Annotated in this window: 11 protein-coding genes; 6 read left to right on the top strand and 5 right to left on the bottom strand. The window is 65.2% G+C overall.

What is annotated here, in order from left to right:
* Positions 1-21: 21 nt before the first annotated feature.
* Both RH91_RS14575 and RH91_RS14570 read right to left on the bottom strand, forming a co-directional pair.
* Positions 22-495, bottom strand: a complete 474-nt coding sequence (locus tag RH91_RS14575; RefSeq protein ID WP_010163622.1) for an EF-hand domain-containing protein — start codon at positions 493-495, stop codon at positions 22-24.
* Between the two features lie 60 nt (positions 496-555).
* Entirely contained in the window at positions 556-1,227 is a 672-nt protein-coding gene (locus tag RH91_RS14570; RefSeq protein ID WP_010163621.1) for a squalene/phytoene synthase family protein, read from the bottom strand.
* A gap of 123 nt (positions 1,228-1,350) precedes the next feature.
* Here RH91_RS14570 and RH91_RS14565 point away from each other — a divergent pair, with 123 nt between their 5' ends.
* The 3 genes from RH91_RS14565 to RH91_RS14555 are packed head-to-tail and all read left to right on the top strand — an operon-like array spanning position 1,351 to position 4,744.
* Entirely contained in the window at positions 1,351-3,363 is a 2,013-nt protein-coding gene (locus RH91_RS14565) for a TadE/TadG family type IV pilus assembly protein (RefSeq protein WP_010163620.1), read from the top strand.
* Positions 3,360-3,983 (top strand): TadE/TadG family type IV pilus assembly protein, encoded by a 624-nt coding sequence (locus RH91_RS14560; protein ID WP_010163618.1) that lies wholly within the window; start codon positions 3,360-3,362, stop codon positions 3,981-3,983. The genes RH91_RS14565 and RH91_RS14560 overlap by 4 nt, the downstream gene beginning before the upstream one ends.
* Entirely contained in the window at positions 3,980-4,744 is a 765-nt protein-coding gene (locus RH91_RS14555; protein ID WP_010163616.1) for a TadE/TadG family type IV pilus assembly protein, read from the top strand. The genes RH91_RS14560 and RH91_RS14555 overlap by 4 nt, the downstream gene beginning before the upstream one ends.
* Before the next feature lie 24 nt (positions 4,745-4,768).
* On the opposite strand, the gene RH91_RS14550 is transcribed toward RH91_RS14555, so the two are convergent.
* Positions 4,769-6,190: a pyruvate dehydrogenase complex E1 component subunit beta gene (locus RH91_RS14550; RefSeq protein ID WP_010163614.1), complete on the bottom strand. Its 1,422-nt coding sequence runs from the start codon at positions 6,188-6,190 to the stop codon at positions 4,769-4,771.
* Positions 6,190-7,233, bottom strand: coding sequence for a pyruvate dehydrogenase (acetyl-transferring) E1 component subunit alpha (gene pdhA / locus RH91_RS14545; RefSeq protein ID WP_010163613.1), 1,044 nt, complete (start codon positions 7,231-7,233; stop codon positions 6,190-6,192). The genes RH91_RS14550 and pdhA overlap by 1 nt, the downstream gene beginning before the upstream one ends.
* A 172-nt stretch (positions 7,234-7,405) precedes the next feature.
* On the opposite strand from pdhA, the gene RH91_RS14540 reads away from it, so the two are divergent.
* The 3 genes from RH91_RS14540 to RH91_RS14530 all read left to right on the top strand — a co-directional run bounded on the left by RH91_RS14540 (position 7,406) and on the right by RH91_RS14530 (position 11,105).
* Positions 7,406-8,686: an MFS transporter gene (locus RH91_RS14540; protein ID WP_010163612.1), complete on the top strand. Its 1,281-nt coding sequence runs from the start codon at positions 7,406-7,408 to the stop codon at positions 8,684-8,686.
* A complete protein-coding gene (cysK, locus tag RH91_RS14535) occupies positions 8,683-9,603 on the top strand; it encodes a cysteine synthase A (protein WP_010163611.1) in 921 nt (306 codons plus the stop codon). Before RH91_RS14540 ends, cysK begins: the two co-directional genes overlap by 4 nt.
* A gap of 179 nt (positions 9,604-9,782) precedes the next feature.
* Positions 9,783-11,105 carry a cell wall hydrolase gene (locus RH91_RS14530; RefSeq protein ID WP_010163610.1) on the top strand — a complete coding sequence of 441 codons (1,323 nt, stop codon included), beginning with the start codon at positions 9,783-9,785 and terminating at the stop codon, positions 11,103-11,105.
* A 116-nt stretch (positions 11,106-11,221) separates the two neighbouring features.
* Here RH91_RS14530 and RH91_RS14525 read toward each other — a convergent pair whose 3' ends face one another.
* Complete coding sequence (locus tag RH91_RS14525) at positions 11,222-11,830, bottom strand: class I SAM-dependent methyltransferase (RefSeq protein WP_232283518.1); 609 nt, start codon at positions 11,828-11,830, stop codon at positions 11,222-11,224.
* Positions 11,831-11,960 lie beyond the last annotated feature (130 nt).

The following is an 11,960-nucleotide window of genomic DNA, read 5'->3' as shown; positions in this document are numbered from 1 at the left end:
CGGACGGTCAGGCCCGACCGGTCAATTCTCCTCCGCCGCGGCGGCGTTGGCTGGTGGCGGGCAATCGCGACGGATGTGCGGTGGCTTGCGCTTCGGCGCGGTGGTGGCGAATTCGGCGGGGGTCATCCCGCCCGACTTGTCCTTGTCCGCCTCGGCGAACTTCGTTTCGGTCTTTGCTGCCCACTCGTCGAACGACAAGGCACCGTCATGGTTGGTGTCGAGCTTGGCGAACGCCTTGCGCCGGGGCGCAAGATATTCCTCGCGCCCGACCGTACCGTTCTCGTCCTTGTCGTACCGCGCGAACCGTTTGGCCTCGCGCGTCGCCTCGGTCGCGGCAGGCGCGACGTCTGGCAGGTTTTCACTGCTCCCCGCCTGCGCGAGCGGCAACGGCACCCCCGGCAGTGCCGCGACCGACCGGGCATTGCGATTGAACAACACGACGCCCGCCGCGACCAACGCAAGCGCGGCGAGCCCACCAATGATGATGCGCCACATATTCCGATTCCCCCCATGTCCCCGCGCCCGGAATATCGGGTTAGGCGGCACCGGGAAAGCCTAGCGTCCGCTGATCCGGTGCCACGCAAGCCGGGCGATGCGCCGCGGCGACGTGCCTGGCGGACCGCCGTCCTGCAGCATCGCCAAATCCATCCGCGCGATGAGCGCGAGCGCGCCAAGCGCGCGCGCCGGCCTGCTCCAGCGCAGCCCGAACGCCGCGTCCAGTTCGTGCTGCGAAAGCATCCGCGGTAGCGCGGCAGCTTCCGCGTCGCGCAAGTGCCGCGCGAGATCGGCGAGCGCCCACCCCGTCCCTGCCTGCAGCAACGGATCGCGCGGACCTGCACCGAGCAGAACACCGGCCTGGGCGAACAGCGTCCCGCCGCGGTGCGCGGCGTAGGTTTCGAGCGTCGCGCGAGTCAGCGGATCGGGGTCGAGCAGGACTTCCCATCCGTCGATCATGCCCGCAAGCGCCGCCCCCGACACGCCCCGGGACACGACCTCGGTCGCGAGCGCCTGCAACACCGGCTGCGCCGGCGGCGCGGTGTGATCGAGCGCGGATAACGCCTCGTGCCACCAGGTCAGCCGCATCTGCCCGACCATCGGTTCGCGCGTCGTCCGCAGGATCTGGCCAAGCGTCTCGTCGAGCGCGAGCAGCGCCGCAAAGCCGGGCTGCGCGGCGGGCGCCGCGTAGGACAAGGAGAGGTTCCGTTCGGGGTCTTCCTGCCCGCTCATCGCGCGATGCCGCGCGGCGCGTGGTCATCGCTCCTTAACCATGCTCGCTCACGCGTGATTATCCCCTTCTGCGGCATATCGCACTCCGAGACGCGTGTTTTTCTTGCAGGGGATATTGGCGGCATGACGGGGCAGGAACCCAGGACGGAGGCAGCGGCACGCGGCCTGATGGTCACGCTCGCGCACGATGCGAGCGGCAACACGCTCGCCATGATGGCGATGTTTCTGATCCCGCTGACGGGTCTGGTCGGATCTACGGTCGACATGGGGCGCATCTATGTCGCCAAGACCCGGCTCCAGCAAGCCTGCGACGCGGGCGCGCTCGCCGGGCGCAAGACGATGGCCTATACCAACAACACCGCGCTCGACGACAATGCCGTGACGCAGGCAAATGCGTTCTTCGCGAACAATTTCAACAAGGACGATCCGACCAAGACCCCGGCCGTAACCGGTTATATGGGCACCACCAAGGTTGCGTTCACGCCGACCAAGACCACCGACAATCAGGTCGCCGCCACCGCCACCGCGACCGTACCGATGACCGTCTCGAAGATCATCGGGACCAAGGACGTCACCCTCACCGTAAGTTGCGAGGCGCGTTTCGACGTCGCCGATACCGACGTGATGTTCGTGCTCGATACCACCGGGTCGATGGCGTGCCTCGCCTCGCAGACCGCAGGCTGCAGCCCGACGATCAAGAGCTATACGCGGCCCGACGGTACGACCGGGTATTACGCGCAGGAGGTCAGCGGCTCGAAGCTGTCGGGGGTGCGCACGGCGGTGCTCAACTTCTACGACACCGTCGCGGCGAGCAAGGATGACACGACCCACATCCGCTACGGCTTCGTGACCTATACCTCGACGGTCAACGCCGGCTATGCGGTGACTCAGGTTTCGCCGGTCGATCCGACCGTCACGGACATCACCAACTATCCCCTCTATATGGTGAGGAACTGGAGCTACGACACGCGCCGCCTGAAGGGCGACATGCAGGCAGGAAACGCGTACAGCACTTCCAAGACCGGCATGACCTCCGCGGCGTGCAGCGCGCTCGTTCGCGATCCGGTGACCGGGTACACGACCAACGCGACCGCTACCGTCTATACCAACCCGTCCTGGACGCTAACCAGCGGATCGGGAAGCACGGCGCTCGGCACCTGCAAGCTTACCGCGACGCCGGCCAAGCCCGCATGGACCTATGACTATTCGCAGCTCGACGTCGGCAACTACGTGATGGGCAATAGCGTCGACGACCCTTCCAAGGTCACTGCCGCAACCAGCAAGTGGCAGGGTTGCCTCGAGGAACGCGACACCACCTCGGGGGCCACGAGCTTCGACCAGACCAAATTGCCGCCCGATCTCGACCCCGATCTGATCCCCAACGGTGCCACCGCGACCAAATGGCGCCCGATGTGGCCCGACGTCATCTATTATCGCGGCAGCTACACGTCGCTGGTCTCGAGCGACTATTCCAATTCCGGTAACGGTTGGTCGGGGTCGGGGTCGGACAGCACGAACCCCTATGGCGACACCGCCAGCACGGCGCAGGTCAGCGTATGGACGCCCCTGAACGCGGTTCAGAACATTTCGTCCGGCTATGTCTCGTGCGGCAAGCCGGTCCAGCGGCTCGACACGCTGACCCGCGCGCAGGTCAGCGCCTATGTCAACGCGAGCGACTTCGTTCCGCAGGGCGGTACGTACCATGATTCGGGAATGATCTGGGGCACGCGGATGATCTCGCCCAACGGGATCTTCAAGAACGATACGTCGACCTGGCCCGGCCGCAACGCACCCAACCGCTATATCGTCTTCATGACCGATGGCGACATGTCGCCGAACGCCAACATCTACGGACTCTACGGGATCGAGGCGTACCGCAAGCGCGTAGCCAACGGCAACCAGGGGACCTTGGCAACCTATACCGCCTATCACAACCAGCGCTTCCTCGCCGAATGTGCGGCGGCAAAGGCCCGCAACATCAAGGTGTTCGTGGTCGGCTTCGGGCAGCAGCTGACCAACGAACTGACCACCTGCGCATCCGACGGGCAGGCCTATTACGCCAGCGACAACAAGTCGCTCGACACCGCCTTCCAGAAGATCGCCAAGCAGGTGGCGATGCTCCGTGTGACGAAGTGAGCCGGGCTTCGCTCCGCCGCGACATCCGCGGCGGGACCCTGCTCGAATTCACCTTCGTCGCCCCGGTGATGGTGGTGTTGATGATGGCGCTCTGCGACCTGCTGTACGGCACCTATGCGCGCGCGATCCTCAACGGTGCCGTCCAGAAGGCGGCGCGCGACAGCACGCTGCAAGGTGCCTCGGTCAACGACCTCGATCAGAAGGTGATGACCGTGATGGGCGGGCTGATCGGAGCGACCACGCAATCCTGCGCGACCGATCCGGCGGCCGGCACATGGTGCGCGACTCGAGTGAGCTATTCGAGCTTTACGCAAACCGGTCCCGAACCATTCTCCGACGACAATAATGACGGCATTCGCCAGCCGACCGAATGTTATTCCGACATCAACGGCAACACGAAATGGGACGCCACGCCCGATCCCGGTGCCAGCGGCCAGGGCGGTGCAAGCGACGTGACGGTCTACACCATGCGGGTAACCTATCCGCGTCTCCTGCCCGTGGCGGGGTTGCTCGGATGGTCACCCAACCAGACAATTACGGGTAGCACGACCTTGAAAAACCAGCCCTACCAGTCCCAGTCCTCGCCTGCGACCGCGCCCGCGGTGTTGTGCACGCCATGATCCGCGCATCGACCTTCGCCAGGCTTCGCGGCGATACCAGCGGTCTCGCTCTGCTCGAATTCGCGCTATCGATGCCGATCGTGCTCGCGCTCGGGCTTTATGGCGTCGAGATTTCCAATCTTGCGCTGACCAACCTGAAACTCAGCCAGATCGCGCTGGCGCTGGCGGACAACGCGTCGCGCGTCGGGGTGGCTAACAACCTGTCGCAGCAGGATCTGCGCGAGTATGACGTCAACGACGTGCTGCAGGCGGCAAAGCTGCAGGGTACCGATCTGAAACTCACCGCGAATGGCCGGATCACGCTGTCCAGCCTCGAGGAGTCGAACGGCGTCCAGCGGATCCACTGGCAGCGCTGTCTCGGTCTCAAGACCGGCACCGGCTTCGATTCGACCTATGGGCGCACCACCATCAAGAATAACGCGCCATCGACCGCGGACGATTCCGCTGCCAGCTATGATCCCACCGCCGGCGTCAACACCGCTTCCTCGGGCAGCCCAGACAATTCCGCCAGCCACCCCGGCAGCGTGATCACCGGCGGGATGGGCGACGTTGGCAGCAAGGTTTCTGCGCCGACCGACTCCGGGGTAATGTTCGTCGAGATCAACTACAATTACCAGCCGGTCACCGGCACCTGGCTGATCGGCGCAAAAAAGCTGCACTCGATCGCGACCTTCATTGTTCGCGACAAACGCAACTTCACGCAGGTGACGAACCCGGCGCCGACCGCCAAACGCAATACTTGCGACCTCTACACCGCGTGACGCCCCGAAGGGCGTACCGGGGCCTCAGCCCCGGTACGTCACCTTCTTGACCGCAGCGACGATCTTGTCGCTCGTCACCAGCATCAGCTTCTCGAGGTTCGCCGCATACGGCATCGGCACGTCCTCGTTGGTGACGCGCAGCACCGGCGCGTCAAGGTCGTCGAAGCCCTGCTCCATGCAGACCGCCTGGATTTCCGAAGCAATCGAGCAGGTTGCCCAATTCTCTTCCGCGATGACCAGACGATTGGTCTTCTTGAGGCTGGCGAGCACCGTCTCGGTATCGAGCGGGCGGAGCGTGCGCAGATCGATCACCTCGGCGTCGATCCCCTCTTCCGCCAGCTTCTCGGCGGCTTCGAGCGCGAGTCCGACGCCGATCGAATAGCTGACGATCGTCACGTCCTTGCCCTCGCGCATGATCCGCGCCTTGCCGATCGGCAGGACGTAATCGTCGAGCTTGGGAACCTCGAACGTGCGGCCGTAGAGCAGCTCGTTCTCCAGGAACACGACCGGATCCTCGGTGCGGATCGCGGCCTTGAGCAGGCCCTTGGCGTCCGCCGCATCATAGGGCGCGATCACGATCAGGCCCGGCACGCTGGCGTACCATGCCGCGAAGTTGTGCGAATGCTGCGCACCGACGCGCGATGCCGCGCCGTTGGGGCCACGGAACACGATCGGGCAGCGCATCTGGCCGCCCGACATGTAGTTGGTCTTCGCGGCCGAGTTGATGATGTGATCGATCGCCTGCAACGCGAAGTTGAAGGTCATGAATTCGACGATCGGACGAAGCCCGCCCATCGCCGCGCCCGCACCGATGCCGGCAAAGCCATATTCGGTGATCGGCGTATCGATCACGCGCTTGTCGCCGAACTCGGCGAGCAGGCCCTGCGTCACCTTATACGCGCCCTGATACTGCGCGACTTCCTCGCCCATCACGAAGATGCGCTCGTCCGCGCGCATTTCCTCGGCCATCGCGTCGCGCAACGCTTCGCGCAGCGTGATCTTGACCATCTCGGTCCCCTCGGGGATCGCGGGGTCGCTGACCTTTGCCTTCTGCTCGGCGGCGGCGTGAAGCTGCTGCGTGCCGCTCTCGGCGGCCATCGGGACGTTGCTCTCGGGGGCCGGCGGTGCCTTGTCGGCGGGCTGCGCTTCCTTCGGCTGCGCGTTGGCGGAATCGCCCGCACGCTCGCCGGACGACGGCTCTTCGCCCTCGGCGTCGAGCGTCGCGATGACGGTGCCGACCTTCACGTTATCGGTTCCCTCGGCGACGAGGATCTTGCCGATCGTGCCTTCGTCGACCGCTTCGAATTCCATCGTCGCCTTGTCGGTCTCGATCTCGGCCATGATGTCGCCCGACTTGACGACGTCGCCTTCCTTGACCAGCCACTTGGCGAGCGTGCCTTCCTCCATGGTGGGGGAAAGCGCGGGCATCTTGATCTCAATCGGCATCAGTATTTTTCCACCAGAACGTCGGTATAGAGCTCGGCCGCATCGGGCTCGGGCGTCTGTTCAGCGAAATCGGCAGCTTCGTTGACGATCTTGCGGATCTCCTGCTCGACCCCCTTGAGATCGCTCTCGGTGACGCCTTGCTCCTCGAGCAGCTTCTTGACGTGCTCGATCGGATCGGACTTGTCGCGAACCGCCTGGACTTCCTCGCGGCTGCGATATTTCGCCGGATCGGACATCGAGTGGCCGCGATAGCGATAGGTCTTCATCTCGAGGATGATCGGCCCCTTGCCGGCGCGAACCCAGGCGAGCGCCTCTTCGGCTGCGCCACGGCACGCGAGCACGTCCATGCCATCGACCTGAATGCCCGGGATGCGGAAGCTCTCGCCGCGGCGATAGAGCTGGTCCTCGGCCGATGCGCGATTGACGCTCGTGCCCATCGCATATTGGTTGTTTTCGATGACGTAGATGACCGGGAGCTTCCACAGCTCGGCCATGTTGAAGCTCTCGTACACCTGGCCCTGGTTGGCCGCGCCATCGCCGAAGTAGGCGAGGCAAACGCCGCCGTCGCCCTTATACTTGTGGCTGAAGCCGAGCCCGGTGCCGAGCGAAACCTGCGCGCCGACGATGCCATGCCCGCCGTAGAACTTATGTTCCACCGAGAACATATGCATCGAGCCGCCCTTGCCCTTGGAGATGCCGGCGGCACGCCCCGTAAGCTCGGCCATCACGTCCTGCGGCGGGATGCCGCAAAGCAGCATGTGGCCGTGGTCGCGATAGCCGGTGATGACGCTGTCGACCGGGGTCAGCGCGGATTGCAGACCGACTGCGACCGCTTCCTGGCCGATGTAGAGATGGCAGAAGCCGCCGATCAGGCCGAGGCCATAGAGCTGGCCCGCCTTTTCCTCGAAGCGGCGGATCAGCAACATCTGCTTGTAGAATTCGATCAGCTCGTCCTTCGAAGCCGAGTACGGCGTCGGTTCATCGGGACGTTCGCGGTTGGGAACCGGCGGTTCAGCTTTACGAAGGGCGGGGGCTTTGGCCACGGACGATCAACCTCGTATCCTGGGGAATGTCGCGAGCCTATAGGCCCGTTGTTGCGCGCATATCAATGTCCCGCGTCAAATCCCTAGCGTCGCCGGGACGAACAGAAGTTTCCACGGGCCAAGCAAGACGGTGATTGCGGCGCGCGCGCGGCTCGGCCTAAGGCATGATGCGATGGCAGACGCACCGCATCCCTTCCGCATCCCCAATTTCCGCGCCTATTGGGCGTCGCGCCTGTCGGGCACGGTCGCGATCACCGCGATGGCACTGATCGTCGGTTGGCAGGTCTACGGTCTGGCGCGCGCGACCATGGGGATTCGCGAGGCGGCGTTCCTGCTCGGGATGATCGGCGCGGCGCAGTTCGTGCCGCTGTTCCTGCTGACCCCGGTGGTGGGGCTGGTCGCCGACTCGGTCGACCGGCGCTGGATCGTGCGGGTGACGACGCTGGTGATGCTGCTAACCGCCGGCACGCTCGGCGTGCTGACCGCGACGCACACGCTCACCCTCCCCGCGCTGTTCACCGCAGCCGTGGTGTTCGGCATCGTCCGTGCCTTCTCCGGCCCGGCCTATTCCGCGCTCGCGCCCAACCTCGTCCCGCGCGAAAGCCTGCCGACTGCGATCGCGGTGAGCTCGATCGCGTGGCAGGTCGGGTCGATCGCCGGCCCCAGTCTCGGCGGCCTGCTATTCGCGGTCCACCCGGACTTTGCCTATGGCGTCGTCGTCAGCCTGTTGTCGGTCGCGCTGGTTGCGATGTTTCTGATCGGCCCGGTCCCGCAGCCGCCATCGCAACCCGACCAGCACCCGCTCACCCGGATCGCGCAGGGCTTCGCCTATGTCCGCCACAACCGGTTGGTGCTCGCGACGATCACGCTCGACCTTTTCGCGGTGCTGCTTGCGGGGTCGACCGCTTTGCTCCCGGTGTTCGCGCGCGACATCCTGCATGTCGGCCCGCAGGGGCTTGGCATCCTCGCCGCGAGCATGGGCGCTGGCGCGACCGTCACCGCGCTGTTCTTCTCGGTCCGGCCGATGAAGACCAACGTTGGGGTCAAGATGCTGATCGCGGTGATGGTGTTCGGCGCGGCGATCCTCGTCTTCGGCCTGTCGCGCAACCTGTGGCTCAGCGCCGCCGCGCTCGCGGTCGCTGGCTGCGGCGACATGGTGTCGGTCTATGTCCGCCAGTCGCTGATCCAGCTCCACACCCCGGACGCGATGCGCGGCCGCGTCAGCGCGGTCTCGCAGCTCACGATTTCCGCCTCGAATGAGCTCGGCGAAGCCGAGAGCGGGCTGCTCGCTTCGCTGCTCGGCCCGGTCGGCGCGGTGATGTTCGGCGGGATCGGCGCAATCGTCGTGACGATCCTGTGGGTCCGGCTGTTCCCCGAGCTCAGGCTTGCGAAGACCTTCGACCAGCCCGACATAGCTTTAACCAAGACCCCAGCAGGAGTTGCGCAATCATGAAGGCGAACACCATCCTGGATACGATCGGCAATACGCCGCACGTCCGTATCCAGAAGCTCTTCCCCGGCGCCGAAGTCTGGATTAAGTCGGAACGCTCCAACCCCGGCGGGTCGATCAAGGATCGCATCGCGCTCGCGATGATCGAGGCGGCGGAACGCGACGGGCATCTCCAGCCCGGCGGAACCATCATCGAACCGACCAGCGGCAACACCGGCGTCGGCCTTGCGATGGTCGCGGCGGTCAAGGGCTACAAGCTCGTGCTCGTCATGCCCGAGAGCATGTCGCTAGAACGCCGCCGCCTGATGCTGGCCTACGGTGCAACCTTCGACCTGACGCCGCGCGAAAAGGGCATGAAGGGCGCGATCGAACGCGCGCTCGAACTGGTCGAGCAGACGCCCAATTCCTGGATGCCGCAGCAGTTCGAGAACGCCGCCAACATCGACGTCCACGTCCGTACCACCGCGATGGAAATCCTTAACGATTTCCGCGATTCGCCGATCGACGTGATCATCACAGGGGTCGGCACCGGCGGCCACATCACCGGCGTTGCCGAGGCGCTCAAGAAGGAATGGCCCAACCTCAAGGTCTATGCGGTCGAACCCGAAGCCTCGCCGGTCATCTCGGGCGGCGCGCCGGGCCCGCACCCGATCCAGGGGATCGGCGCCGGGTTCGTTCCGGCCAACCTCCACACCCAGTCGATCGACGGTGCGATCAAGGTCGATGCAGCGGTCGCCAAGGACATGGCGCGCCGCTCGGCTGCCGAGGAAGGCATGCTCGTCGGGATCAGCTCGGGCGCGACGCTTGCGGCGATTCTGCAGAAGCTCCCTGACCTGCCCGACAACGTCCGCGTGCTCGGGTTCAACTACGATACCGGCGAGCGGTATCTGTCGGTCCCGGACTTCCTGCCCGAGAGCTGATCCGTTTCGAGACGCCTGCCGGATCGGTATCCGGCAGGCGTTTCGCTTGTTCGCAAAAATGCGCTAAGGGCCGCGGCCAATCCCGGTCAGGAGCCCCGCGTGCCTGTTTCCCCGTCCCCTTTCGTCGGTCGCTGATCGCCGTGCCACCTTCCCCGAAACCGACGCTGACCCTCCGGCTCGTGCTGGTCGCCATTGCAGCGCTCGCGATCCTGCTTCCGCTGTTGCTCGTGCGCACGGCGCCCCCGCCCGTTCGTCACCACAACAAGGTCCGCGCGGTGCCGCAACGCGTCGTTCCGCAGGCCGAGCTTCCGCCGGTCGAACCCGTCGCGTTCCAGGACCTCGATCCGCAGGATGCGCGCGACTATAATGCCGACGTTCCTTTCGTCGACGGCCCCAACCCTGCTGCGCGCCCGTTCAAGCTCGCGGGCGATGCGAACGAGCGCGCGCGCGCGACGGACTGTATGGCGGCGGCGGTGCTCTACGAAGCAGGCGACGATCCGGTCGGCCAGCGCGCCGTCGCGCAGGTCGTGATCAACCGCGTCCGCCATCCGGCTTTCCCCAAGACGATCTGCGGCGTCGTGTTCCAGGGATCCGAACGCAGCACCGGGTGCCAGTTCACCTTCACCTGCGACGGTGCCCTCACCCGCAATCGCTGGAGCGAAGCGCAATGGGGGCGCGCGCGGACGGTCGCGGCGTCGGCGCTCAGCGGGTCGGTCGCGCGCAAGGTCGGCTATGCCACGCATTATCACACCGACTGGGTCGTGCCGTACTGGCAATCCAGCCTCGACAAGATCGCGTCGGTCGGCACGCATCTGTTTTTCCGCTGGACCGGCTGGTGGGGCACGCCCGCCGCCTTCAACCGCCAGGTGTCGAGCGCAGAACCAGTCATCGCCGCGCTCGCGCCCTATTCCGAGGCGCATCGCGGCGCGGAGGGGTTCCCGATCGCGCAAGGCGCGCTGTACGACACCGCTGCCGCGGAATCCCCGCTTCCGCCCGCGCTGCCGGGGGATGGCAACAGCTTCCTGCTCACGCTCGACCCCGACACCATGTCGCCGGACGGCTTCGCGCAATTCGCCGCGCGGATTTGCGCAGACCGCTCCTATTGCAAGGTAATGGGCTGGATCGATCCGGCGATGACGCCGGCATCGCTCCCGCTGCAACCCGCGCAGGTCGCCGCAATGGCGTTCAGCTATCTGCGCGACAAACCGCGCGGCTATGACAAGGCGCTGTGGAATTGCCGCGAGTTCCGGCGTCCGGTGGCATCACAGTGCATGAAGGCCCAGACCTTCCTCACCACCGCCCGACTGGCGGCGGAGAGCCTGAAGATCGACGAGGAGCCCAGCCCGTCCGCCGCGCTACCACCGCATGTCCCGCTGCTTTCCGACGGACTGACGGGCGTGCGGCGAAAGGGGGATGCACCTGTCATCGATGGCCCGGCGGGTGCCAAGCCACCGCTCGCGGTTCCCGCGCTCAGGACGTCCCCGGCAGCCGACAGGCGCTAACGCTACCAGCCGGCAGCGGACCCGATCGTTTCCGGCACCGACGGAAAACCGCACCCGCCCGTTCTTCGACGTGCGCCAAGCCACCGTACTCCGGCGATCCCCGAAGATCGTTCGATTCAAACCCGGCCGTAAAGGGTGATGGTGTGGCACCCGCCGTGGTTCGAATGATTTAAGTAATTGTGGGCGCACCCCGCCGCTATCGCAGTCATGAGGATCCGGCTGACGTCATAGTCGTACATCAGCATCGTTCCTTCGGCGACGGCTTCGAGCGACATATGGGTCAGGGTTTCCCCGTCCCATCTCCCGCGACGAAAATACGGCGTGATACGCTCGAGATACTCGCGGTCCTTGAAGATCGGGAAGTGGAGCGTGAAGACACCGCCCGGGTTCAGCCGCGCCATGAGGTCGTCGATCAGGACGTACCCGCGCACCGGGGGGATATGTTGCAACACCATCGAGGAATGAACCCAGTCGACTTTGGCGACGGGGATTTCCCGAACGTATTCGATGTTGGGAAGACGGTCCTTGCGCGCTTCGATCAGCATGCCTTCAGCCACGTCGACGCCGAAAACACTGCCACATCGTTTCGCCATCGCGCGCGTCAGGCGACCGACACCACAGCCAAAGTCCAGCGCCGTATGCGGTTTGAAATCCCCCAGATGATGCTGGATCGTGGTGGTCAGGTGCGCGTAATCGGCCTCCCCGGTATCCCAGAAATCCTGCAACGCCTGCTCGTCGATGTTTTTCCGCAGGAACCGATCATGCGTCAGAACGCCATAATAGGGTTCCTCCTGACCGATCCGTTCCCAGTCCGAGTCCGTATCCCGCATTGCCCACCCCTTCGAGCGCGTCAGT

This window comes from Sphingomonas sp. PAMC 26617 (assembly GCF_000242835.1).
Taxonomy (GTDB): domain Bacteria; phylum Pseudomonadota; class Alphaproteobacteria; order Sphingomonadales; family Sphingomonadaceae; genus Sphingomonas.
The sequence above is the reverse complement of the archived record's forward strand: the minus strand, read 5'-3'. Positions and strand labels throughout refer to the sequence as shown.

Excerpts from the sequence above, each read along its gene's own strand:
- RH91_RS14550 (WP_010163614.1), bottom strand. The coding sequence starts at position 6,190 with ATGCCGATTGAGATCAAGATGCCCGCGCTTTCCCCCACCATGGAGGAA.
- RH91_RS14565 (WP_010163620.1), top strand. The coding sequence starts at position 1,351 with ATGACGGGGCAGGAACCCAGGACGGAGGCAGCGGCACGCGGCCTGATG.
- RH91_RS14575 (WP_010163622.1), bottom strand. The coding sequence starts at position 495 with ATGTGGCGCATCATCATTGGTGGGCTCGCCGCGCTTGCGTTGGTCGCG.
- RH91_RS14540 (WP_010163612.1), top strand. The coding sequence starts at position 7,406 with ATGGCAGACGCACCGCATCCCTTCCGCATCCCCAATTTCCGCGCCTAT.
- RH91_RS14555 (WP_010163616.1), top strand. The coding sequence starts at position 3,980 with ATGATCCGCGCATCGACCTTCGCCAGGCTTCGCGGCGATACCAGCGGT.
- cysK (WP_010163611.1), top strand. The coding sequence starts at position 8,683 with ATGAAGGCGAACACCATCCTGGATACGATCGGCAATACGCCGCACGTC.
- RH91_RS14570 (WP_010163621.1), bottom strand. The coding sequence starts at position 1,227 with ATGAGCGGGCAGGAAGACCCCGAACGGAACCTCTCCTTGTCCTACGCG.